The sequence below is a fragment of the Pseudomonas fluorescens genome, assembly GCF_004683905.1.
In the GTDB taxonomy this organism is placed as follows: domain Bacteria; phylum Pseudomonadota; class Gammaproteobacteria; order Pseudomonadales; family Pseudomonadaceae; genus Aquipseudomonas; species Aquipseudomonas putida_A.
Map to the genome: position 1 here is coordinate 2,531,286 of NZ_CP038438.1, position 24,467 is coordinate 2,555,752.

Annotated in this window: 21 protein-coding genes; 8 read left to right on the forward strand and 13 right to left on the reverse strand. The window is 61.2% G+C overall.

The window, feature by feature from the left end:
• Nucleotides 1-209: 209 nt before the first annotated feature.
• From E4T63_RS11440 to E4T63_RS11485, 8 genes are all read right to left on the reverse strand, one after another.
• A complete protein-coding gene (locus E4T63_RS11440) occupies nucleotides 210-1,598 on the reverse strand; it encodes an amidohydrolase family protein (protein WP_135295496.1) in 1,389 nt (462 codons plus the stop codon).
• A gap of 13 nt (nucleotides 1,599-1,611) precedes the next feature.
• Nucleotides 1,612-2,967 (reverse strand): nucleobase:cation symporter-2 family protein, encoded by a 1,356-nt coding sequence (locus E4T63_RS11445; protein WP_135295497.1) that lies wholly within the window; start codon nucleotides 2,965-2,967, stop codon nucleotides 1,612-1,614.
• Nucleotides 2,968-3,210: 243 nt separating this feature from the next.
• Nucleotides 3,211-4,251, reverse strand: a complete 1,041-nt coding sequence (locus E4T63_RS11455; protein ID WP_135295498.1) for a CobW family GTP-binding protein — start codon at nucleotides 4,249-4,251, stop codon at nucleotides 3,211-3,213.
• A 66-nt stretch (nucleotides 4,252-4,317) separates the two neighbouring features.
• Nucleotides 4,318-4,932: a UbiX family flavin prenyltransferase gene (locus E4T63_RS11460; RefSeq protein ID WP_167797092.1), complete on the reverse strand. Its 615-nt coding sequence runs from the start codon at nucleotides 4,930-4,932 to the stop codon at nucleotides 4,318-4,320.
• A gap of 11 nt (nucleotides 4,933-4,943) precedes the next feature.
• Nucleotides 4,944-6,329 (reverse strand): UbiD family decarboxylase, encoded by a 1,386-nt coding sequence (locus E4T63_RS11465; RefSeq protein ID WP_135295500.1) that lies wholly within the window; start codon nucleotides 6,327-6,329, stop codon nucleotides 4,944-4,946.
• A gap of 242 nt (nucleotides 6,330-6,571) precedes the next feature.
• Complete coding sequence (locus E4T63_RS11475) at nucleotides 6,572-7,477, reverse strand: amidohydrolase family protein (protein ID WP_003224037.1); 906 nt, start codon at nucleotides 7,475-7,477, stop codon at nucleotides 6,572-6,574.
• A 4-nt stretch (nucleotides 7,478-7,481) separates the two neighbouring features.
• Nucleotides 7,482-8,411 (reverse strand): amidohydrolase family protein, encoded by a 930-nt coding sequence (locus E4T63_RS11480; RefSeq protein ID WP_007965237.1) that lies wholly within the window; start codon nucleotides 8,409-8,411, stop codon nucleotides 7,482-7,484.
• A 379-nt stretch (nucleotides 8,412-8,790) separates the two neighbouring features.
• Nucleotides 8,791-9,714 carry a LysR substrate-binding domain-containing protein gene (locus tag E4T63_RS11485; protein ID WP_135295501.1) on the reverse strand — a complete coding sequence of 308 codons (924 nt, stop codon included), beginning with the start codon at nucleotides 9,712-9,714 and terminating at the stop codon, nucleotides 8,791-8,793.
• A gap of 118 nt (nucleotides 9,715-9,832) precedes the next feature.
• Between E4T63_RS11485 and E4T63_RS11490 the strand changes: the two genes are divergently transcribed.
• From E4T63_RS11490 to E4T63_RS11520, 6 genes are all read left to right on the forward strand, one after another.
• Nucleotides 9,833-10,297 carry a (2Fe-2S)-binding protein gene (locus E4T63_RS11490; protein WP_027613188.1) on the forward strand — a complete coding sequence of 155 codons (465 nt, stop codon included), beginning with the start codon at nucleotides 9,833-9,835 and terminating at the stop codon, nucleotides 10,295-10,297.
• Nucleotides 10,297-12,510 (forward strand): xanthine dehydrogenase family protein molybdopterin-binding subunit, encoded by a 2,214-nt coding sequence (locus tag E4T63_RS11495; RefSeq protein ID WP_135295502.1) that lies wholly within the window; start codon nucleotides 10,297-10,299, stop codon nucleotides 12,508-12,510. The genes E4T63_RS11490 and E4T63_RS11495 overlap by 1 nt, the downstream gene beginning before the upstream one ends.
• A gap of 5 nt (nucleotides 12,511-12,515) precedes the next feature.
• A complete protein-coding gene (locus E4T63_RS11500; RefSeq protein ID WP_098968246.1) occupies nucleotides 12,516-13,409 on the forward strand; it encodes a LysR substrate-binding domain-containing protein in 894 nt (297 codons plus the stop codon).
• A 181-nt stretch (nucleotides 13,410-13,590) separates the two neighbouring features.
• On the forward strand, nucleotides 13,591-15,087 hold the full coding sequence (locus E4T63_RS11510) for a helix-turn-helix transcriptional regulator (protein ID WP_135295503.1): 1,497 nt from the start codon (nucleotides 13,591-13,593) through the stop codon (nucleotides 15,085-15,087).
• Nucleotides 15,088-15,222: 135 nt separating this feature from the next.
• Nucleotides 15,223-15,480, forward strand: coding sequence for a DUF1652 domain-containing protein (locus tag E4T63_RS11515; protein WP_096795930.1), 258 nt, complete (start codon nucleotides 15,223-15,225; stop codon nucleotides 15,478-15,480).
• Between the two features lie 77 nt (nucleotides 15,481-15,557).
• The gene (locus E4T63_RS11520; protein ID WP_135295504.1) at nucleotides 15,558-16,817 is read left to right on the forward strand and encodes an IS256 family transposase; all 1,260 of its coding nucleotides are present in this window, start codon (nucleotides 15,558-15,560) and stop codon (nucleotides 16,815-16,817) included.
• 1,198 nt (nucleotides 16,818-18,015) lie between these two features.
• Here the strand turns inward: E4T63_RS11520 and E4T63_RS11530 are convergent.
• The 5 genes from E4T63_RS11530 to E4T63_RS11550 form a co-directional block, all read right to left on the reverse strand.
• Nucleotides 18,016-18,783, reverse strand: coding sequence for an SDR family oxidoreductase (locus tag E4T63_RS11530; protein WP_007965755.1), 768 nt, complete (start codon nucleotides 18,781-18,783; stop codon nucleotides 18,016-18,018).
• Nucleotides 18,784-18,805: 22 nt separating this feature from the next.
• Nucleotides 18,806-19,873 (reverse strand): phosphotransferase family protein, encoded by a 1,068-nt coding sequence (locus E4T63_RS11535; protein WP_135295506.1) that lies wholly within the window; start codon nucleotides 19,871-19,873, stop codon nucleotides 18,806-18,808.
• A 156-nt stretch (nucleotides 19,874-20,029) separates the two neighbouring features.
• Nucleotides 20,030-20,998: a 2-hydroxyacid dehydrogenase gene (locus tag E4T63_RS11540; RefSeq protein ID WP_135295507.1), complete on the reverse strand. Its 969-nt coding sequence runs from the start codon at nucleotides 20,996-20,998 to the stop codon at nucleotides 20,030-20,032.
• A 139-nt stretch (nucleotides 20,999-21,137) separates the two neighbouring features.
• Nucleotides 21,138-21,662, reverse strand: coding sequence for a cysteine hydrolase family protein (locus tag E4T63_RS11545; RefSeq protein ID WP_135295508.1), 525 nt, complete (start codon nucleotides 21,660-21,662; stop codon nucleotides 21,138-21,140).
• Nucleotides 21,663-21,869: 207 nt separating this feature from the next.
• Nucleotides 21,870-22,253 carry a tautomerase family protein gene (locus E4T63_RS11550; protein ID WP_134786084.1) on the reverse strand — a complete coding sequence of 128 codons (384 nt, stop codon included), beginning with the start codon at nucleotides 22,251-22,253 and terminating at the stop codon, nucleotides 21,870-21,872.
• Nucleotides 22,254-22,727: 474 nt separating this feature from the next.
• Here E4T63_RS11550 and E4T63_RS28510 point away from each other — a divergent pair, with 474 nt between their 5' ends.
• Nucleotides 22,728-22,898, forward strand: coding sequence for a hypothetical protein (locus E4T63_RS28510; RefSeq protein WP_167797071.1), 171 nt, complete (start codon nucleotides 22,728-22,730; stop codon nucleotides 22,896-22,898).
• A gap of 252 nt (nucleotides 22,899-23,150) precedes the next feature.
• Nucleotides 23,151-24,431, forward strand: a complete 1,281-nt coding sequence (locus E4T63_RS11560) for an HAAAP family serine/threonine permease (protein ID WP_027613177.1) — start codon at nucleotides 23,151-23,153, stop codon at nucleotides 24,429-24,431.
• The last annotated feature ends 36 nt before the right edge of the window (nucleotides 24,432-24,467 follow it).

Consider the following 24,467-nt stretch of genomic DNA (forward strand, 5'->3'; position numbering starts at 1 on the left):
ATCAAGAGCCCGGTGGATCTGGCAGGGGCTCAATCCGATGAGGGGGTAACCTTAGTCGAGAATCCCCGGGTCCGCGAATGTGGCGTTGTTCCCTGTAGGAGTGAGCCTGCTCGCGATAGCGGTGTGTCAGTAGCGCAAATGTCAGCTGACACACCGCTATCGCGAGCAGGCTCACTCCTACAGGTTTTGCATTGCATGCGGATCCGCGGTCAATCGTCGATATTCATCATCGCCTGCACACCTTCCCATGCCTCGGCGCGCATCCGTTCGATATCCAGCCCCGGAATCACGCCGTTATCGACCACGATCCGGCCGCCCACCAGGCTGTACTTCACCGTGATCGGTTCCCCCGCGACCACCGGTGCAACCGCGCAATCGTGGAAGCCGAAGAACCGTGGATGATCAAGGCTGTAGATCACCAGATCCGCCGCTTGCCCGACCTCCAGCGTACCGACCGCGCCCAGTCCCAATACCTGCGCGCCGCCCGCCGTGCCCCAGTGGATCACGTCTTCGGCAGTGGTCGCCGAGGCGCCTTGTTCGGCGCGGTGGATCAGCCATGCGGTGTTGGCTTCGCCGACCATGCTTCCGGATTCGTTGGACGCGACGCCGTCGACGCCGAGGGAGATCGGTACGCCGGCCTCATACATTTGCGGAACCGGCGCGACGCCGCTGCCCAGGCGCGCGTTGCTCACCGGGCAATGCGAGATGCCGCTGCCGGTCTGGGCGAGCATGCGGATTTCGCCGGGTTGCAGGTGCACGGCGTGGGCGAACCACACGTCGGGGCCGAGCCATTCGTGTTCGGCGACGAACTCCACCGGCAGGCAGTTGTATTTCTCGCGGCAGAAATTCACGTAGTTCTGCGTTTCCGACAGGTGCGTGTGCAGGCGCAAACCGAGGCCGCGCGCGGTGTGCCCCAGTTCGCGCAGCAGGGTCGGCGGCAGCGAAAAGGTCGGTGTGGTTGGCGCGACGACCACCCGGCGCATGGCGTCCGGGGTGTCCTGGTGATACAGCGATTTCAGCCGCTCGATATCGCCGACCATTTGCTCAAGGCTTTCCGGTTGCAGCGCGGTTTTCGAGAAACCCGGGTGCGCGCTGGCGGATTCCAGCGCGCCACCGCGACACAGCACAAAGCGCAGGCCGAACTCATCGGCCAGATCGAACAGCAGGTCCCCGGTCTCGGTGGTGCCGTGGGCGTGGTAGAGATAATGATGATCGGCGCAGGTCGTCACCCCGGACAGCAGCAATTCGACCATGCCCAGCCGAGCGGCGATCCGCGCCAGTTGCGGGGTAAAGCGGTTCAACCTTGGGTAGGGCACGCTCGCCAGCCAGCCTTGCAGATCCTGATTCAAACCTTCGGGCACGGCTTTGAGCAGGTTCTGGAACAGGTGATGGTGGGTGTTGATCCAGCCCGGATAGATCACGCAGTTGCGTGCATCGATCACGCGCTCGCCGGGTTGCGCTTGAAGGTCGGCGGCCATTTCGGCGATGCGTCCGTTGACCACGCGAATGTCCACCGCGCCGGCCCGTGCTCGCGGGCCGCGCAGGCCGGTCATCACCGCCAGCGGGTTTTTGATCAGGATGTTTTGAAGTCGAGTCATGGGCAGGCTCCAGTCAGAGAATGTGCGAAGCGGATTTGCCGGGTGTGGTGTCTGGCACGCTGACGCCGTTGAGCGCCGCGTTGAGCAGCACCGACACCAGGCAGGCGATGACCACGCTGCTGTGCAGGAACGGCTGTGACCACTCGGGCATTTGTTTGAACAGGGTGGGCGCGAGCACCGGTACCAGCGCGGCGGCGATGGTGAAACCGACGATCAATACGTTGTAGCGATTGCGCTCGTAATCGACCTTGGCCAGGGTCTGGATCCCCGCCGCCGCGACCACGCCGAACATCGCGATACCGGCGCCGCCCAACGCCGCGGTCGGCATCGACGCGATGATCGCCCCGGCCTTGGGCACCAGCGCAATCGAACACATCAACAGGCCACTGACGGCGACCACCCAACGGCTGCGCACGCCGGTCAGGATCACCAGACCGACGTTTTCCATGAAGGCAATGAACGGAAACGCGGCGAACATTCCGGCGATGGTGCTGGCCAGGCCATTGGCGCGCAGGCCGTTGACCACTTGCTGGTCTTCCACCGGTTTGTCGACGATGTCGCCGATGGCCACGAACAGCCCCATCGACTCGACCATCTGCACGATCATCACCACCACCATGGTCGCGATGGGGATCAAGCTGAAAGTCGGCAAACCGAAGTAGAACGGGTAGGGCACGGTCAGCCACGGCGCCTCTTCGACACTGTGGAAATTGCCCATGCCCAGACCGTAGGCCAGACCGGCGCCGACCAGCATGCCCACCAGCACCGCCATGTTGCGCAGCAGCGGACTGCCATAGCGATTGACCAGCAGAATGGTCAGCAGCACCACCACCGCCACCGCGAGAAATGCCGGGGCGCCGAAGTTGCTCGCGTTGCGTCCGCCACCGACCCATTCATAGGCGATCGGGAACAGCTGCAAACCAATCACCGTGACGATGCAGCCGGTGACCACCGGCGGGAAAAACCGCCGCAATCGGCCCACGAACGGCGCCATCAGCAGGGTGAAAATCCCGGCGCCGATCACCGCGCCGCAGACTCCCGCAAACCCCACGTCAGGGTTGCTGCCGATGGCAATCACCGGGCCGACGCTACTGAACGCCACGCCTTGCAGAATCGGCAGACGCACGCCGAATTTCCAGAAGCCGACGGTTTGCAAAAGGGTGGCGATGCCGGAGCAGAACAGCGTGGTGCTGATCAGCACCACGGTGTCGGCGTGGGACATCTTCAGGGCACTGGCGACGATCAACGGCACGGCGATGGCGCCGATGTACGAGACGGCCATGTGTTGCAGGCCGAGGGTGAGCATCTGTCGCACCGGCAAAACGCGGTCGACGGGGTGCACGGTGGAGGAAGGAGTGGCTGACGACATGGAATCACCTCTGGCTGTTTTTATGCGGTAGAGAGGGGTATTCGTCTGATGCCGCGTAGCGCCAGAACACGGTGTAACCCTGTGGGAGCGGGCTTGCTCGCGAAAGCGTTGTGTCAGTCGACATCACTGTGCAATGACCCACCGCATTCGCGAGCAAGCCCGCTCCCACATGTTCTGCGCCAGGCGAAAGAACATCAGTCATTCGTGCTGCGAAGCCGCCATCCACCGGCTCCGATGCCTTGTTCAGCCTGCCAGGCAGGCGGCAAAGCCCTGGTTCAACGCCGCGCGGTCCAGGTCGCGGCCGATGAACACGATCTTGCTCGAACGGGGCTCCATGCCCCAGGCGGTCGAGGCGCGAAACTCCACCAGGCTGTGCACGCCTTGCAGCACATAGCGCTGGTCTTCGTTGGCCACGGCGAGCACGCCTTTCATGCGATAGAGGTTGTCGGCCTGGGACGAGCGCAGCTCGCTGATCCAGCGGTGGAACGCCATCAGATTGACCGCGCCGTCGACGGCGATGCCCACCGATGACACGCTCGGATCGTGTTCGTGGTCTTCTGATTCATGGTGGTGGTCATGGTCGTGATGCTCAGGTTCCGCGCCGATTTCCATAAGCTTCTGCGTGCACTCGAACGCACCGATGCCGAGAATTTTCGTCAGGTCGATCTGCGCATGGGTGGAGGTCACCAGATCTGCGGTGGCGTTCAAACCACGGATCTTGCCGCGCAGGATTTCCACCTCGTCGCCGCTGACCAGATCGACCTTGTTGATGACAATGCGATCGGCGCAGACGATCTGATCCACCGCCTGATTGTCGACGCCATCCAGTTGCAGATCCTCCAGGTGCTGGGCGATGTGCTTGGCGTCGACCATGGTCACGATCGCGTCGAGTTCGACTTCTTCGGCAATCGGGTCATTGATGAAAAAGCTCTGCGCCACCGGGTACGGATCGGCCAGCCCGCTGGTCTCGATCAGGATGTGATCGAGGCGCACCGGGCGCGCCACCAGCTCGCGGACGATGCGCACCAGGTCCTCACGAACCTCGGCGGTACAACACACGCAGCCGTTGACCATTTCGTAGATCTCTTCGGTCTCGGAGCTGAGCACCAGATCGCCGTCGATGCCGACCTCGCCGAACTCGTTTTCGATCACGGCAATCTTGCGCCCGTGGTTTTCCTTGAGGATGTAGTTGAGCAGGGTGGTTTTGCCGGCGCCGAGGAAGCCGGTGAGGATGGTCACGGGGATTTTGGTGTTGGGGGTTGGGGCGTTGAAGGGGGTGTTCATATGCAGCTCCTTGATGGACGCGGATTTGCTTTGGGTGGGAGCGGGCTTGCTCGCGAATGCGGCGGTTCAGCCACCATCATTGTTGAATGACCCACCGCATTCGCGAGCAAGCCCGCTCCCACAGGGTTCTCGGTGTTCTTTCCAGCGGGTGGCAACGCCGGCATCGAGGCCGAACAGATCGAGCACTCTGCCGAGGCTGTGATCGACCATCTGCGCCAGGCTTTCGGGCCGGGCATAAAACGCTGGAACTGGGGGCGCGATGATTCCGCCCATCTCGGTCACGGCGGTCATGTTGCGCAGGTGGGCGAGGGTCAGCGGGGTTTCGCGGGCCATCAGCACCAAGGTGCGGCGTTCCTTGAGGGTGACGTCGGCGGCGCGGCCGATCAGCCCGGAAGACGTGCCGGTGGCGATCTCCGCCAGCGTGCGCATCGAACACGGCGCGACCACCATGCCCAGGCAGCGAAACGAACCGCTGGCGATCCCGGCCGCGACGTCATCGGCGCGGTGGTAGTGGCTGGCAAGCGCAGTGACATCGGCCAGTTTGTAATCGGTCTCGTGGGCCATGGTCAGCAGCGCGGCGCGGCTGATGATCAGGTGGCTTTCGATCTCCAGTTCGGCGAGCAATTGCAAAAGACGCACGCCGTAGATGAAGCCGGACGCGCCGCTGATGCCGACCACCATCCGCCGACGGTTCACGATGCCAGACCCTTGAGCAATTGCCGGGCACGTTCGAGCACGTCCTGATCGAGCTGCGCCTTGATCCCGTCGAAGCCCGAGCCACGGGTGGCGTCCAGGCCCATGCGCGAAGTGGTGCCGTTGACCGAGGATGACGGGTCCAGCGGGCTGCCGGGCAAGCCGTCGATCATGAACAGGTCCAGATGCGGCTGGAAATGCGCGGCCAGTGCCCACAACACCTGGCTGTCGTCGGTGATATCGATATCGCTGTCCACCGCGATCACGCTTTTCAGATAAGGATCCCAGCCGAGCAGGGCCAGCATGATCTGCCGCGCCTCGCCGTCGCGGCTTTGATCCAGCGCCACGTAGCAATGAAAGTGGGTGCCGGAGTTCGGATAATGCACGGCGGTGACGGCAGGGAAACGCGCCTTGAGTTTTTCGCTCATTTCCGCTTCGCGCGGTAGCCGCGCCAGTGTCAGGTGTTCGGCGTAGCGGCCGCCCATCACGTCCACCAGCCAGGCGTCCTTGCGCCGCAACAGGGTGTCGACGCGCAGCACGTTGTTGGTCGAACGATCCGAGGAATATCCGCTGAACTCGCCGAACGGGCCTTCCTCGGCGTAGGCCGTCGGGTCGATGGCGCCTTCGAGGACGAACTCGGCGTATGCCGGGACGCCGATGCCATAGCGCGGGGTCTTGACCAGTTCCAGCGGTGCGCCGAACAAGCCGCCGGCGACGGCGCGTTCATCGCTGCCGTAGGGTAAACGCGCTGCCGCCGCGAGCATGAACAACGGATGTGCACCGACCACCATCGCCACGCGCAATTCTTCGCCGCGCTCACGGGCGGTCTGCAGCATCCGCCACAGGTGTCCGCGCGAGTGCAGGCTGGTCGCCAGGGACTGGCGCGCGTGGCGCATCGAGCGGTGGTAGCTCATGTTGGCGATGCCGGTCAGCGGGTCCTCGGCGATGATGATCGCGTTGGTGATGTACGGCCCGCGATCGCTGTCGAAATGCTTGAGCATCGGCAGCAGCGCCAGATCTACGGCTTCGCCTTCGAACACTTCATCAAGCACGGGGCCGCTTTCCACGTAGCGCGGGGCGATGGGCTGGTTGGCGCGGCGCTGGAAGGTTTCGTGCAGTTGTGCCGGGGTGACATCGAACAACCGGGCAATGCGGGTGCGGGAGGCGAACAGGTTAGTTGCCACCGTTACCTTGAGGCCGCCGACGTTTTCGCAGATCAGCAACGGATCGCGACCCTGTGCGGCGAGGGCATCGACCAGGGCGGTGATGTCCTGATCGGCAGAAACGGGTTGGGTGATGGTCAGCACATCGTCCGGGTATTCACGGCGATAGGCGTCGATGAACACGTGAAAATCCTGAGAATCGCCGAGCGTCGAACGGGTCATGGTTTCACCTCGTAAAAAGCAGGCACGCAGGGGTGAGAGGGCGTTCGATCGAGCAGCCGTTGGCCTGCCGGTCGAGGGAACGCCGGGTCATCTTCGTGCCTGTAAAGTCGCTGTGTAACTGTCGTAACACGGCCCCAATGTGGGAGCGGGCTTGCTCGCGAATGCGGTGGATCAGCCACCTTCATTGTTGAATGACGCACCGCTTTCGCGAGCGAGCCCGCTCCCACATGGATTGTGTGTGGCTACAAGTACGTGGTGGTCAGGCGAATATCCGCCTCAACCAGATCCTTCGGCGGTGGCGTCGGTTCGATCCCACACAACCGGGCGATGTTGTTGCCCAGGTAGTCCTCCAGATGATCCTCATCGATGCCCAAGCCCTGCGGTGCCGGTGAGCACAACACCTCCAGTTCGCGCAGCCACATGCCCGGTTCGTTCGGCGGCGAGTCGGTGCCGAACACGATCTTGTTGCGCGGCAGCTCCTTGGCGAATTCGACGATCCGCGACTGGAAGCACCAACCCGATTCGCAGTACACGTTCGGCGTGTCCATCGCCATCCAGAACGCCTCGAACGAGTAGTTGCCGCCGGTCTGGATGCCGAAGTGGCCGATGATGAAATTGACCATCGGGAACTCACGGATGATCGGGTAGAACATCGTCGGAATGGTGTACGGGCCGTCGCCGGTATGGATCAGCACCACGATGTTGTACTTGGCGCAGACTTTCATCGCCGGACGCAACCAGTCCAGCGCCCGATCCGGGCGATAGCCGTGCATGTTGGCGTGCAGCTTGAGCATCTTGAAGCCGTATTCCTTGATGTGGAATTCCAGCTCCGCCGCACCGTTTTCCGGTCCCCAGCGCGGGTTGAAGTTGAAGTTGCCGATGAAGCGATCCGGGTACTTCACACAGAGTTCGGCGACATACGACATGTAGTCGCGCACGCCCTCGCGGCCCCGGCGGTTACCGTCGCGATAACCGGTGTTGCCCGGTGGCGGCTGGATGAAACCCATGTCGATGCGGCGCGGTTTGCCGTTGATCATGTACGGGCCGTCCATCAGTTTGAGCATGCGCTCGCCGGTGAACGGTTCGCCGGTGTGGCGCCAGGCCTCGTCGACCAGATTGGTGGGGTGCAGATGGGTGTCGATGATCATCGGTTCAGCTCCTGGCCAGTTGCGTGGTGACGGGGCGCTTGAGTTGCGCCTCTGCTTCGGAAACGGAACGCGGCGGCGGGGTCGGTTCGAGGCCGATCATCCGCGCGGTGTTGTTGCCCAGGTATTCCTCGAGGGTGTCTTCGTCGAGGTTCAGGCCTTGCGGCGGCTCGTGGCACAGCACTTCGAGCAGGCGCAGCCACATGCCCGGTTCGTTCGGCGGGGTGTCGGTGCCGAACAGGATCTTGTGCGTTGGCAAGACCTTGGCGAACTCGACGATCCGCGATTGCAGGCACCAGCCGGATTCGCAATAGACGTTGGGCAGTTCCATCGCCCATTGCATCGGTTCGAACACGTAGACCCCGCCGGTCTGCACGCCGAAGTGGGCCATGATGAAATTCACGTTGGGGAATTCCTTGATCATCGGCACCCATTCCGAGGGGATGCTGTACGGGCCGTCACCGGTGTGCAGCTTGACCGGAATACCTAGCTCGGCGCACTTCTCGAAGCATGGGCGCACCCAGTCCAGTGCACGATCAGGCCGGTAGGCGTGCATATTGGCCTGCATCTGCACCATCTTGAAACCGTGCTCCTTGACGTAGCGCTCGATCGCCTCGACGCCGTTTTCCACACCGCAGCGCGGGTTGTAGACGAAGCAGCCGATGAAACGATCGGGGTAGGTCTGCACCATTTTCAGGGTGTAGGCCATGTAGGCGTCGATGGATTCACGGCCCGAGAGTTCGCCGTCGGTCCAGGTGTAAATGGTGTTGCCCTGCGGCGGCTGGATGAAGGCTTTGTCGATCCGGCGAGGTTTGCCGTTGACCATGTACGGGCCATCCATCATCTCCAGCAAACGCTCGCCGGTGAACGGGTCACCGTCATGCCTCCAGGCGAGGTCCACGAGATCCGTGGGATAGCAGCTGATATCGATGATCATTGAAGTCGATCTCCTGATAGCGGGGAAGGGAGCCTTGCGGCTCTCGGCATCCACGCCCCGGGCTATCGGCCATTTCTATGCGCAGCACTCGCGCATTCCCTCGCCTGTTCGCATCCGGCCCGGGTGGGTGGTTGCTGAGGGCGAGTATTGGAAGGCGGGGGAGGGTTCGTACAATATTAATTGGGTGGGGTGGTGATACTTCTGGGATATGGGCCTTGGATCAAGAGCCTTGCCCTCACCCTAGCCCTCTCCCGGAGGGAGAGGGAACCTACGGAGGTGTCTTTCGGTTTACATCGACCTGAAAGATCCAGTCGATTATGGATTCACAGCTGAGCTTTCACGTCGGCGTAATTCGTCAATATTCCCCAATCGGTCCCCTCTACCTCTGGGAGAGGGCTAGGGTGAGGGCAGCGTTCTCAAGCGTACACAGAGCCAACTGTTTGATGACCTCAACCACCGGCGCCACACGCTCGGCCTGCCCATGCGGCCAAACCGCATACAGGTTGTAATGCGCAGCAATCTGCGCCTCGTTCAACGCCACCAGCCGCCCATTGCGCAACGCATCGGCGGCGAGTAAACCGCGCACCAGCCCGGCACCAACCCCGGCTTCGGCAGCCGCAATCAGGTTCGCCGCATTATCGAAAATCACCCGCGCCGCTGGCTCTACCGGGGGCATTCCGGCCGCATCCAGCCACGGTATCCACGAGCGCCGCGTATAGCCCAACAGCGGCAATTCAAGGATCTGCGCCGGGCTCAGCGGCAACTGCAAACCATAGCGCTCAAGCAGCGCCGGTGAAGCCACCGCCAGCACCCGGTCGCCGCAGATCTGCGTCATCTCGCAGTCATCCCAATCGCCATAACCGTAACGCAACGCCAGATCCACCCGCTCGAAGCTGCTGCGATCACTGCGCGGCATCGACCGCAGCGTCACCTCGTAATCCGGCAGTCCGTCGAGCAACTCCGGCAGGCGCGGATTGAGCCAGCTCTGCGCCAGTTCACTGTCCACGTCCAGGGTCAGGCGTTGCGCCACGCTGCGGTTTTTCACCGAGGACAGCGCCCGGTCGATCTGCGCCAGCCCGTCCGCTAGCACGCTGGCAAACAACTGCCCGGCATCGGTGAGGTTGCTGCCGCCGCCCTCACGTACGAACAACGGCTGACCGATGAAATCTTCCAGTGCGCGAATCTGCTGGCTGATCGCACTGTGCGTCAGGTCGAGCTTGCGCGCAGCGCTGGAGAAACTGCCGCTGCGCGCCGCTTGGATGAACGCGCTCATGGACTGCACCGACGGGTATCGCTTGTACATGTTGTTAGTCCTGCTTACACCGGTTGGCAGAAATCGTCGCTGGCCGCGTGTTGCGTGGGCTTCCAATAATCGGTCACCAGGCCCGCACAAAGACGGGCCGCTCTTTTGGAGCCTGACAATGATCGCATTCACGGTTAACGGCGAACGACGCGAGCTGGATGAGGCGTCCCCCTCCATGCCCTTGTTATGGGTACTGCGTGATCAACTGAAACTCACCGGCACCAAATTCGGCTGCGGCATGGGCCTGTGCGGTGCCTGCACCGTGCATCTGGACGGTGTCGCGGTGCGTTCCTGCCAGTTGCCGCTGGCCGCCGTCGCGGGCCACAGCATCACCACCATCGAAGGTTTGTCGCCGAACGAAAGCCATCCGCTGCAACTGGCCTGGGTCGCCGAAGATGTGCCGCAATGCGGCTACTGTCAATCCGGGCAGATCATGTCCGCCGCCGCGCTGCTCAACACCGGCGCGGCGGTAACCGACGATTCGATCCGCAATGCGATGACCGGCAATATCTGCCGTTGCGGCACTTACGCGCGGATCAACAAAGCGATCAAGCGCGCGGCGAACGCGCCGAAGGAGGCGTGATGAGCCTGCGCGACGACACCTTGCTCGAACCGTCACGCCGGGTCTTTCTCAAGCAAGCGGCGACGGTGGCTTCGGGCCTGGCGATTGCCTTGTATCTGCCCTCCGGCAGCGCCGCCAGCGACCCGAAAGCTCCGGCGCCGGCCACCGAATTCGAGCCCAACGCCTGGGTGCGGATCTTCCCCGGCGGCACAGTGAAACTGGTGGTGCACAAACACGATTCCGGCACCGGCACGCAAACGGCGTTGGCCGCGTGTGTGGCCGAAGAGCTGGATGTGAACCCGATGACCGTGCAGGTGATCACCCCGGAAGATCCGTTCTTCGACACCTACATTCACCCGGTCTGGAAAGTCTTTTCCACCGGCGGCAGCACCAGTGTGTCGCTGGAATACGAGCGCCTGCGTATGGCCGGGGCCACGGCGCGGGCGCTGCTGATCGCGGCGGCAGCACAGCAATGGAAAGTCAGCCCCGACAGCTGCAGCACCGAAGAAGGTCGGGTGGTTCATCTGCCCAGCAAACGCAGCCTCGGCTACGGCGAACTGGTCGGCGTGGCGGCGCATTTGCCGGCGCCGGCCGGTGTCACGCTGAAGGATCCGACGCAGTTCAAATACATCGGCAAACTGCGGCACAAGCGCGATGCCGCGGCCAAGGTCTGCGGGCGCTTCAAGTACAGCATCGACGTGCAGTTGCCGGGGATGATGGTGGCAGTGATTCAGCGCGCGCCGGTGGTCGGGGCGAAAGTCGTCAGCGTGAATTCGGCGGCGGCATTGCAGGTGCCGGGCGTGCGCCAGGTGCTTGCAATCCCTGGGCGCCCGGACGTGCTCGGCGGCAATCTGGAAGGCGTCGCGGTGCTGGCCGAGACGTTCTGGGCGGCGCAGCAGGGGCGCAAAGTGCTGGAGATCAAATGGAGCGATTCGCCGCTGGCCGGGTTCGACAGCGCGGAACTGGCCAAGGCCCAGGCTGCCGCTATTTCCGACCCGAACAGCCAAACCATCAAAGCCATGACGCATGGCGATGTCGGCGCGCAATGGCCGCACGCGGCGCAACTGATCGAAGCCGATTACCGCATGCCGTACAAGGTGCAGAACCCGCTGGAACCAATCTGCATCACCGCGCACGTGCAGGACAGCGCAATCACCTATTGGGGCGGCGTGCAGGTGCCATCGTCAGCGCTGGAAGCCGCGCAAACCGTGTGTGGCATCGCCAAGGACAAAGTCACCATCAACGAACTGGTATCCGGCGGCAGTTTCGGTGCGCGGGAAGCCAAATACTGGTTGTTCGAGGTGGCGTATCTGGCGCAGCAAACCGGTGTACCGGTGAAGTTGCTCAACAGTCGTGAAGACGAGATGCACGCACTGTTCAATCACCCGGCCACACTGCACCGAGTCAAAGGCGCGTTGGATGCCCAGGGCAACCTCGCTGCGCTGAAACTGCACGCGGTATCACCCGCCTCGCCGGAGCAGTGGGAGCCGGGCTATTTCGAACGCCCGGATCACATGGATTACAGCACCACCGAAGCGATCACCGCGTGGGACTTCGCCTACCGTCCGCCGCATCTGGAGCTGAACTGGGTCAAGCACGAAAGCCATGTGCCCAGCGGCTGGTATCGCTCGGTGAGCTTCATCCCCAACGTGTTCGCCGTCGAGAGTTTCATGGACGAACTGGCCCATGCGGCAGGCGCGGATCCGCTGGCGTTCCGTCTGGCCAACATGCAGGAGCGGCCACGGCATGTGGCGGTGCTGAAACAGGCTGCCGAACGCGCCGGATGGGGCCAGCCGTTACCGCCCGGCACTGCGTTGGGGATTGCGACCAATCAGGGTTACACCAGTTTTATCGCGGTGGTGGCGCGGGTCGCGACGGTCGATGGCAAGTCGAAAGTGGAGAAGCTGACCTGCGTGGTCGATTGCGGTCTGGCGGTGTCGCCGGGCGGGGTCGAGGAGCAGATCTACGGCGGACTGATGTGGGGCTTGGGCCATGCGTTGTTTGATCGCCTCGACATTCAACAGGGCAGGGTGGTGCAGAGCAATTTCCACGACTACCGCGTGACCCGCATGTCGGACATGCCGGCCACCGATATCGTGGTGCTGGATGGCGAGCCGGGCAAGCCCGGTGGCGTAGGCGAGTTGGGCAGTCCGTCGGTGGCGCCGGCGATTGCCAACGCCTTGTTTGCGCTGACCGGCGTGCGCCAGCGCTCAACGCCGCTGAGTCCGGGGTAAGCGCCATGGACCTGCGCCTGCTGCGGTACTTCATGGCCCTGGCCGATGAGCTGCATTTCGGTCGGGCGGCGGAGCGTTTGCACATCTGCCAGCCACCGCTGAGCCAGCAGATTCGCCTGCTGGAGGAGGAGCTGGGCACGCCGTTGTTCGAGCGCAGTCACCACCGGGTCGAACTGACAGCGGCGGGGCAGATGCTCAAGGAGCAGGCGCCGCTGGTGTTCGAACAACTGGAACGGGCGCTGGACCTGACGCGCCAGACCGGGCGCGGGCAGCTTGGCGAGCTGGAAATCGGCATGATCAGCTCGGTGATGGTCGGCGTGCTGCCCAGAGCCCTGCACCTGTTTCGCGAGCGCTATCCGCAGGTGAACTGGCGCCTGCATGAAATGACCCCGGCGGCGCAGGTCAAGGCGTTGAAGGAAAAACGTATCGACGCCTGCGTGTTTCGCGTGGGTTATGACGATCCGTTGCTGCGCAACGAGTTGTTGATCTACGAGCCGATTCATGTGGTGATGCCGGCCGATCATCCGCTGGCCAGCCGCGAGCTTCTGGCCCCGGCGGATCTGGCACAGGAACCGTTTGTCGCGCTGGAACTGAAGCAGTCGCGGTTCGCCAACTTCCTTTATCAGTGCTGCATTCAGGCCGGATTCACCCCGCAGATCCGCCAGCAGGTGATCGAGGTGCAGACCTTGCTCAGTCTGGTGCGCGCCGGTTTCGGGGTGGCGCTGCTGCCTGCTTCTATCGAGCAGTTGGCCCCGGCTGGGTTGGTGTTTCGCAAGCTGACACCGGCGCTGCCGGAGGTGCCGTTGTATGCGACTTACCGGGCGGATGATGCCTCGCCAGTGCTCAAGCTGTTTCTCGATACGTTGCGGGAGCTGGTGGAAACTTCAGATCACCATTGATCCCCTGTAGGAGTGAGCCTGCTCGCGATAGCAGTGTGTCAGTCAGAGTTGATGTGGCTGACAGACCGCTATCGCGAGCAGGCTCACTCCTACAGGGATTTGTGGTGTTGTTGAAGAGTTCGGCACGATCACGAACGCCTGCGGTCGTAATCTTCACACGCGAATTCCCTGTGGAGATCCAATGAGCCAGGAAGTCCTGACCACTGAAACCAACCGTCGCCAGCTGCAGCAGATCATCGCCGGGCTGTCCGACGGGGTGATTCTGCTGGAGCTCGATCAGAGCATCCTCTGGGCCAATGAGGCGGCGCTGGCGATGCACGGTGTCAGCCGGATCGGTGAGCTGGGCACTAATGCCGATGAGTATGCCAAGCGCTTCAGCCTGCGCTATCGCAACAATCATACGGTGCCCCCGGAACACTATCCGATCAGCCGCGCTGCACGCTGCGAAGCCTTCAACGACGTGCTGATCGAAGTGTCTGCCGTGAATGATCCCGAGCACGTCTGGGTGCACAGCGTGCGCAGCATGATCCTGACTGATCGCGAAGGGCAGCCGGAGTCACTGGTGCTGATCATGAGCGACGTCACCGATTGGGCGAACGCCGAGCAGCGCTTCGAAAAGACCTTCAATGCCAACCCGGCGCCGGCGGTGATCTGCCGCCTCAGCGATTTGCGCTACATCAAGGTCAATCCGGGGTTTCTGGAGATGACCGGTTACACCCGCGAGCAGGTGATCGGCACCTCGGCCTATGAAATCGACATCTTCGAGCAGGCCGAAAAAAAGGATCTGGCGATCCAGCGCCTGCGCGATGTGGCGACCATTCCGCAGATGCAGGCTCAACTGCGCCTGCCCGATGGCGGCAGCAAGCAAGTGATCGTCGCCGGGCAACCGTTGGTGCTCAATGATGAGGATTGCATGCTGTTTTCCTTCGTCGACATGGAGCTGCGCCACAAGGCCGAAGTTGCGCTGCGTCAGAGTGAAGAGCGCTTTGCCAAGGCGTTCCGCCTGACTCCGGTGCCGATTCTGATCTGCACCGCCGACGAACAGCAGGTGATCGATGTCAATCAGGCGTTCCTCGACACCCTGGCGTACGAGAATGACGACGTCGTCGGCAAAACCGTGACGCAGCTGAATTTCATTGACGACGATGGTGCGCGGGCCCGACTGCTGACCGCCTTGGCGAAAAGCGGACGAGTGGATCGGGTCGATGTGCGGGTGCGCAAGAAGGACGCGGATCTGCTGGAGTGCGCGGTGTCTGCGGACACCGTGAATATTCAGGACACGCCGTGCTATCTGCTGGTGCTGATGGACATCACCGAACGCAAGCGCACCGAGCTGGAGCTGGTGGCGGCGATTGAAGAGGTGATGAAAGACGCTTCGTGGTTCAGCCGGACGCTGATCGAAAAACTGGCCAATGTGAAGAAGGTCAACTCGCCGCAACTGCCGAGCGTGTCGTTCACTGACCTGACGGCGCGTGAGCGCGACGTGCTGGGGCTGATCTGCGAAGGCCTGGCCGACAAGGAGATCGCCGCCCGCCTGAAACTCGCGCCGAACACCGTGCGCAATCATGTGGCGACCGTGTATTCCAAGCTTGATGTACACAGTCGCAGCGAGGCGATTGTCTGGGCGCGGGAGCGTGGTCTGTTTTCTGGCGAGCGCGGCGCGAAGGGTCAGCGGTAGGTGCAAATGCACTAGCTGATGCGGTGCAAATGCAGGTTCTGGTGAGATAGGGCAGTTCTTAGTCTGTTGGGGTGCGATACGAGCCTGTTTGGCTTGGGATCGTCTCCCTTCGAAACAGCTAAAGGAACAGGCTCCATGATGAATCTTGCGCAGTTGCGCGCCAGCCTCGAACAGAGTTTTTCGCCATTGGCGTGCGAGTGTTCAGTGGATGGGGATCATTCGCTGACGGTGAAGTTGTATCACCCGGATTCGGGGCAGGTGGATCTGGTGATCAGTGGGTTGAAGCTCAATGCGTTGCGTACGCCTGAGTCGGTGGCGGCGCTGGTGGATGAGTTGCGGTATGAGTTGGAGAGCAATTCTTTGCGGGCTGCTCGGGATCCGGATATGGCCTAGGGTTTTGGTGTTGGTTTGTTTTGGGGGGAGTGTCATAAATTTTGTGTTCGGGCATAACATGTCGCAGAGGTGCATGTATGCCGACCAAAAAGAAACCGGCCCGAGAGGCCCAGCGTGACCTTCCTTCCATTCCCCAAGAGCTGATCGACCAGTTCGTCAGCGGCCCGATGAGTGCCGACGCTATTCAGGATGCCGCGATGGCGTTTAAGAAAGCGCTGATCGAGCGAGCCCTTGGCGCCGAGATGGGGCACCACCTTGGTTATCCTCAGGGCGCGGAGCGCCCTGAGGATTCGAGTAATCAGCGTAATGGCAGAAGCAGCAAGACCGTGCTGACCGAAGACGGCCCGTTGCGTCTGGATATTCCCAGAGACCGCGACGGCAGTTTCGCCCCGATCCTGATCCCCAAGCACGAGCGCCGTTTCACGGGTTTCGACGACAAAATCATCGCCATGTATGCCCGTGGCATGAGCGTTCGCGAGATTCGTGCTTTCCTCTCGGAACAGTACGGCACAGATGTCTCTCATGACTTCATCAGCTCCGTCACCGATGCGGTTCTGGAGGAAGTCAGTACCTGGCAGCAACGCCCGCTTGAGCCCATGTATCCGGTCATTTTCTTCGATGCTCTGCGGGTCAAGATCCGTGACGAAGGCGTGGTTCGCAATAAGGCCATCTACTTGGCTCTGGGCGTGCTGCCGGATGGGACCCGAGATATTTTGGGGATCTGGATCGAGAACACTGAAGGTGCCAAGTTCTGGATGAAGGTCTTCAATGACCTCAAAACCCGGGGCGTCGAAGACGTGCTGATCGCGGTAACTGACGGGCTCAAAGGTATGCCGGAGGCTTTGAGTGCGGTGTTTCCAGAGACAACGCTGCAGACATGCATCGTCCATTTGATCCGCAACAGCCTTGATTACGCGGCGTGGGACAAGCGCCGTGAACTGGCCAAGGCCCTTAAGCCGATTTATCAAGCTCTCAATGCCGATGTCGCCGAACAGGCTCTGGACGCCTTCGAAGCGGGGCCGTGGGGCAAGCAGTATCCGACGATAGCGGCGGCTTGGAGACGCGCCTGGGAGCGGGTTATCCCATTTTTCGTGTTCCCACCCGCGATACGCAAAGTGATCTACACCACCAACGCGATCGAAAGCATCAATTCGCAGTTACGCAAGATCATCAAGACAAGAGGCCACTTTCCAACCGATGAGGCGGCGACAAAACTGATCTGGCTGGCGCTGAAAAACATCACCGCCAACTGGGGCAGCGCCGCCCATGACTGGAAAAACGCCATGAATCAGTTTGCGGTTTTATATGGAGACCGATTCATCAGGCCGAACTGGTGAAATGAAGGCCTGCCTGACGGCAGGCCATTACCGGCCCGCACACAAAAAATCTGACACTCTCGTTTTGGGTGTATATCCGTTGCTGCGGTAACGGTCACTTAGGGTTCCGCCCTTACGGCGGGTCACTTTTTCCAGACGCCGAAAAAGTAACCAAAAAGGCTTTACCCTGACGTTCGGCCCTCGCTTAGGCTCGGGTTCCTTCGCTGCGGGATTCATCCGGGGGGCAGCGCCTACGGTTTGCTTCGCTGCACCTCCTCTCGCTGTGTTTGGCTGCGCCAAACGGTCGCTGCGCTCCCACCCCCGGATAAATCCCTCCACTCAGCCTGCCGACGGGCCCTCAGATCAAAAGCGGTACTCGAGCTAACGCTCATTGTGTTGAGTGGGGCGGCTTCGCCGCATGGGGGGCTCGCTCTCTGAATTGCAGGAGTCAGCCTGCTGGTGAAGGCGGCCTGACAGCCGACCAATTTTTGGTGATGCACCCGGCCCAACTGTGGGAGCGGGCTTGCTCGCGAAGGCGGCCTGACAGCTGACCCATTTCAGTCAGGAATACTCAACCCCTGTGGGAGCTGGCTTGCCAGCGATGGCGGCCTTCCAGTCAAAAAATTCTTGTTGATGTACCCCTCCCAAACAGAGTTACTCCCCGCAAAATCGACAGCCAATTCCCTTATCCCCCTCCATTTCACTGGCGCTTACAGGGTGGTCGGCTATAAAGAATGAGTGGTCAGGTCTTCCGTCATCCGCGGTATTCGTGCGCGATTGCGGAAGTGGCTCTTCCATTCATCGCGGGTCGTCCTATGAATAATCCTGGGAAACGCGTGTATCTGCCGTTGTCGCTGGCTTTCTCTGTCGCGCTATTGAGCGGCTGCGCCAGTCCTCCGCCACCGCCTCCTGCTGCACCGCCACCACCGCCGGTGCGTACCTGTCAGACCCTGGAAAACACTCAGGTGTCGGGCGATATGTATGTTGACGAGCAGGTCACTCGGCATATCACCACCACCCGGTGTGTCACGCAATAGTGCTGTAGGGGTACTTGCCGGTGCACTTTGTCAGGCAATTACCCAAAGTCACTGTCTTACGGATAACCCCTGTGGGAGCGGGCTTGCTCGCGAATGCGGTGTGTCATTCAAGGCAATGCTGCCTGACACTCCGACTTCGCGAGCAAGCCCGCTCCCACAGGGTTAATCATTTGTCAGAGAGATCAGGACAGGAACCCACCATCCACATTCAGCGAAACCCCGGTGGTGTAGCTCGATGCATCACTTGCCAGATACAGCACCGCCCCGGCCATTTCACTCGGATCGGCCACGCGCTTGAGCGGGATCTGCGTCAGTGCCTGCTTGAGGATCGCGTCATTCTTCACCAAGGCCGAAGCGAATTTGGTGTCGGTCAGGCCCGGCAGCAAGGCGTTGCAGCGGATGCCGAATTGCGCGCATTCCTTGGCGAAGACTTTGGTCATGTTGATCACGGCGGCCTTGGTCACCGAGTAGATGCCCTGGAACACGCCCGGTGAAATCCCGTTGATCGAGGCGACGTTGATGATGCTGCCGCCACCGTTCTCGCGCATCAGCTTGCCGGCTTCCACCGACATGAAGAAGTAGCCACGGATGTTCACGTCGACAGTCTTCTGGAACGCACCCAGATCGGTGTCCAGCACGTTGCAGAACTGCGGGTTGGTCGCCGCGTTGTTCACCAGAATATCGAGGCGACCGAACTGTTCCTTGATCCCGGCGAAGACTTGGCTGATCTGTTCCATTTCACCAATGTGGCAGGCCACGGCGGTGGCCTTGCCGCCGGCGGCGATGATCGCGTCGGCGACGTGCTGGCAGCCTTCGAGCTTGCGGCTCGAGACGATCACGTGGGCGCCTTGCTGGGCCAGCAGTTTGGCGATGGCTTCGCCGATGCCACGGCTGGCGCCGGAGACGAATGCGATTTTGCCGTCGAGGTCGAACAACTGAGTCTTGGACATAAGGGTTCCTTGGTGTGGGCCGTCAGAGGCTCGATTTCGCAATGACCTGCAGGCTCATGTGCTCCAGCAGTTTGTTCATGTGAATGAACTGCGCGAAGCGTTTGTCCTGAGTCTGGCCGTGGTAGAAGCGGTAGTAGATCTGCTGCACGATGCCGGCCAGACGGAACAGGCCGTAGGTGTAGTAGAAGTCGAAATTGTCGATCTGGATGCCCGAGCGTTCGGCGTAGTAATCGACGAATTCGCGTCGGGTCAGCATGCCCGGGGCGTGGCTGGGCTGGCGGCGCATCAGTTGCACCGGTGCCGGATCATCGGCCTGAATCCAGTAGGCGAGGGTGTTGCCCAGGTCCATCAGCGGATCGCCGAGGGTAGTCAGTTCCCAGTCAAGCACGCCGATGATCTGCATCGGGTTGTTCGGGTCAAGGATCACGTTGTCGAAGCGATAGTCGTTGTGGACGATGCTCGAGGTCGGATGGTCGGCCGGCATCTTGTCGTTGAGCCAGGCTTTGACTTTCTCCCAGTGCGGCGCGTCCGGGGTCAGGGCTTTTTCGTAGCGCTCGCTCCAGCCTTTGATCTGACGGGCGACATAGCCTTCAGGCTTGCCCAGATCGCCGAGGCCGCAGGCGTTGTAGTCAACCCGGTGCAGCTCGACGAAACGGTCGATGAAGCTCTTGCACAGCGCTTCGGTTTTCGCTGCATCGAGGCCCAGTTCTGGCGGCAGGTCGGAGCGCAGGATGATGCCCTTGACCCGTTCCATCACATAGAACTCGGCACCGATCACCGACTCGTCGGTGCAGTGCACGTAGGCTTTCGGGCAGTAGGGGAAACCGTCGAGCAGTTGATTGAGGATGCGGAATTCGCGGCCCATGTCGTGGGCGGATTTGGCCTTGTGGCCGAACGGCGGCCGGCGCAGCACGAACTCCTGCTGCGGGTATTCCAGAAGGTAAGTCAGGTTCGACGCACCGCCTGGAAACTGGCTGATCTGCGGGGTGCCGGTCAGGTCCGGAATGTGCGCCTTCAAGTATGGATCGATCAGGCTGGCATCGAGTTCTTCGCCAGAGCGGATCCGGGTGGACTGGTCAGTAAGCGCCATGCTTATCCCTTCTGCTTATTTTGGAGGCCAGACATCATTGGCTAATCTAATGGCGCACTCGGGCGGCCACAAGCGCGCAGCGGTCTTATAGGTTAGCGTGTTGCAGGATAATCAGCGTTTCGAATAGGTACGGCAGCAGGGCGCTGCCGGCTCTTTTCAATGCACGCGCTGGTTGTTGAGCCTGGGGGGCAGGGCGATGGGCGTCAGCACCGGTTGCCCTGAGAAGAACGCCACGAGGTTTTTTCCCACCAGTTCCACCGTGCCTTGGGTGGCCTCGGGTGACAGGCCGGCGACGTGTGGCGTGAGAATCACATTACTCAGGGTTTTCAGCGCATCCGGCACCTGCGGTTCGTGATCGAACACGTCCAGTGCGGCGCCGGCAATCCGCCGTTGCTCAAGGGCGCTGATCAGCTCAGCGGTGGCGATCACACTGGCCCGCGCGATGTTGACGATGAAACCGTTCGGGCCAAGGGCGTCGAGCACCGGGCGAGTCACCAGATGCTGGGTGCCAATCCCGCCCGGCGTGGCGACGATCAGAAAGTCCGAGGCCCGCGCCAGTTCGGTCGGCGTCGAGCAGAACGTATAGGGCACATCACTGCGCAGTTGACGGTTGTGGTAACTGATCTGCATGTCGAAACCGAGGTGAGCACGTTTGGCAATCGCCATGCCCACCGCGCCCAGGCCGAGAATGCCCAGGCGCTTATGGGCCAGCGACGGGCGCATGATCTTCGGCCATTCACCCCGGCGCACCGCCGCGTCGCAGCGCGGAATGTCGCGCACCAGCGCCAACAGCATCGCCATCGCATGATCGGCCACCGACGAGGCGTTGACCCCGGCACCATTGGTCACGGTGATCCCGCGATCGCTGGCAGCCTGCAGGTCAACGTGTTCATAACCGGCGCCGATCACGGTGATGATTTTCAGCGCCGGCAGGGCGGCGATTTCCTCAGCGGTCAGTCCCAGCGGGCCACGGGTCAGCACCGCGTCGATCCGTGCGCCGTGGCTGGCGATGGCTTGCGCACGTTCGGCAGGGGTTGGTGCGAGGATCAGGTGAAAACCCTGATGCTCGAGAATCGGCAAATAGTCATTGATGGTTTCAACCAGTACCAGAACGGTGGCGGGCATTGCGCGGCTCCTGTGATCTATGACGGTGTGGTCGCGAAAGTCTTGTCAGAGTGCTGATTCCAGAGCGGTTTGGCAATGGTGGCCGCAGCCCCGCTTCAGCCAGTGTAGGAGCTGAAACGGGGAGCGCGCGGGCGCTTCGTCAGAAGCTCACGTCGGCGCTGTTGATCAGCCGCGTAAATGCCCCGCCGAGGGTGGCGTTATGGTGCTCGATAATGATGTGGGCGGGTAATGCGGGGGTGTCCATGCAAGTGTGGGCGTCGGCCACCAGCAACGGTTTGAAGCCCAGATCAGCAGCGGCGCGGCAGGTGGCGTCGACGCAGAACTGGGTTTTCATGCCGACCAGGTACAGGTCGTCAATCTGATTAGTGTTGAGTTGCTGCGCCAGATCGGTGCCATGGAAGGCGTTGGGTCGGGACTTGTCGAACACGTGGTCGGACTCGGCATTCAGGTCAAGTTCCGGCAGCAATTGCCAGAAGGGGCTGCCGGCGGCAATCGGCGAACCTGTCGGGCCGGTGTGGCGTACGGCGTAGATCGGCACGTGTTGCAGGCGTGCCTGGTGGATCAGCTGCTGGATGTTGGCGAGCACACGTTCGCCGTCGTGGGGTTTTTCCGGGCCATGGAACAGACCGACCTGCATATCGATGATCAACAATGCTGCGGACATGATGTTTCTCCTTGAGGGCTGCAAGTGCCGCACGGACGGGAGAAACAGCAAGGCCCCGTCCATTGCTGGCGGGGCCTTGGGTTCACTGCGCTGGATTCATCTCAGGCAGCAACACCACGACCCGCCGGTGGCGGTCGTGGTGGTACGGGTGAGGTGCAGCGGGCGAAGGTTCATGCCGCCGATCATGCTGGCGGCGGCGAAGGGCTGTCAACTGGCGTATTGAGCGATGCCGTTGCCGAACGACCAATTCTCCTTTTTGACTTCCACCAGATTGATGAACACGTCTTCCAGGCGGATGCCCAGTTGGGTGTTCAGGTTGTGCGCGATGGTCTGGTACAGGGCTTTTTTCTGCTCCAGCGTCCGCCCTTCATTGAGGGTGATCTGGATGATCACCAACCGATCGCTGCGCTGGATGCCCAGGTACTGCGGGTCGAAGATGAAATGCTCGCCGTCGTGCTCGTTGAGGATCTGGAAGTTGTCGTGCTCCGGCACGTTGATGGTGCTGCGCATGGCGGCGTAGATCTGCTCGCCGATGCGTTTGGCGAAGGTGGGGTCAGAGTGTTTTTTGATTTCGACGCGGACGAGGGGCATGGGCAGAGACTCCGTGAGGCAGGGGACTGATCTCACGCTAGAACATGTCGGCCAGATTGAAAGTGTAGGGTGATGAACTCGCCGCTGTTTTTGTACGAGGCTACCTACGTTTTTCGCGGATTTTGCCTACGAGTTTGGCGGATGCGTCTGCTACCGGAATGGTGATGAACGCGAAATCATGGAGGCACAAAGTAGCTTGGGCAGTGACTACCAACAGCCAAGGAAGGCAAATGCTTCAAAACAATCGAGAACACCTGGAACTCGAAAGGATAATGAGTGAAATACGGAAACTGGCGGCCGAGAGAAAAAAGCTTATAGCGGAAGAAAAGAAGTTGAGGTGGGATACGTATTTTTATCCGTTTGCGGTAGTCACTGGGGTGTTGACCGCAACAGCAGCCGCAGTAGGACTTTCACTCAAGGTTTAAGTGTTTGCGTTTGTACCATTCAGACCCCTCTCTAAAAAAGGAAATCACCATGAGTACATTTGACCGTCAGGCCATGATTGAACGGGCAGATCGAGAATACGATGAGGACGTTGAAAGAATGCGCGTCAAAAACAAGGGCGATATGTACCCAATCTGGGGAATGCTGGTGTTCGGCCTGTTTTGCATGTCACTCGGATTCATGCTGGCTCGATCAATCTGATCAAGTCTTCCCGCTCGTATTACATTGAAACTTGCCGGAAAACGACATCGCACGTATCCGGAGCCGACAGCCATTTTCCCGAAAACGACAACCCGCTGATCTGCTCCGTACAACCATTCCTCAGCTAAGTCTTTGCTTCTGCTCATTTATCGCGGAGAATCGCGCCCCTGTTTCGGCCGGAGCATGTCTGTCGGTTTTTTCCGACGCGTCCTGACCGAGTGGCAAGTGACCGGAATGCGGAGATCCGACCGGATGAATGATCAGGCCAATAGCGTCGACGCACGCTATGAAGCGGCAGCACCAGCTGAACTGTCGAGCTGGAATCGCCATGACACCACGTGGATGTTGGGACTGTTCGGGACGGCCATTGGCGCCGGTACCCTGTTTTTGCCGATCAACGCGGGTCTGGGTGGCTTCTGGCCGCTGGTGATCCTCGCGCTGCTGGCCTTCCCGATGACATTCTTCGCTCACCGCGGCCTGACCCGCTTCGTGCTCTCCGGTCGCGAAGGCGCCGACATCACCGAGGTGGTCGAGCAGCATTTCGGCATCAAGGCCGGCGCGCTGATCACCCTGCTGTACTTCTTCGCCATCTTCCCGATCCTGCTGATCTACAGCGTCGGCCTGACCAACACGGTCGCCAGCTTCCTCGAACACCAACTGCACATCACGCCGCCGCCGCGCGCGCTGCTGTCGTTCGTGCTGATCCTCGGCCTGCTGGCCGTGGTGCGTTGCGGCGAGCAGGCGATCGTCAAGGCGATGAGCCTGATGGTGTATCCGTTCATCGTCGCGTTGCTGTTCCTCGCGGTGTACCTGATTCCGCACTGGAATGGCGGCATTCTCACCACCGCTTCGCAAGTGCCGGCACCGTCGGCACTGCTGCACACACTGTGGCTGGCGATTCCGGTGATGGTGTTCTCGTTCAACCACTCGCCGATCATCTCGGCCTTCGCGGTGGACCAGAAGCGTCGTTACGGTGCCAATGCGGAGCAGCGCAGCTCGCAGATCCTCTGCCGCGCCCACCTGCTGATGGTGGTGATGGTGCTGTTCTTCGTCTTCAGTTGCGTGCTGACCCTGTCGCCGGAACAACTGGCCGAAGCCAAGGCGCAGAATCTGTCGATCCTGTCGTACCTGGCCAACCACTTCAGCAATCCGGCCATCGCTTTTGCGGCGCCGTTGATTGCCTTTGTGGCGATTTCCAAGTCGTTCCTCGGCCACTACATCGGTGCCAGCGAAGGCCTCAAGGGCCTGATCGTCAAGAGCGGCAAGCGTCCGGGCGCCAAAGCGCTGGATCGTATCGTGGCGGCGTTCATGCTGGTGGTGTGCTGGATCGTTGCAACCCTGAACCCGAGCATTCTCGGGATGATCGAGGCCGTCGGCGGTCCGGTGATTGCGGCGATCCTGTTCCTGATGCCGATGTACGCGATTCGTAAAGTACCGGCGATGGCGCGCTATCGCGGTCAGGCGTCGAACGTATTCGTTACCCTGGTCGGTCTGGTGGCCATTTCGGCGGTGATTTATTCGCTGACGGCGTAAGCCAAAGCGCCAGAGACTCAGCTACAGTGGCCGCTG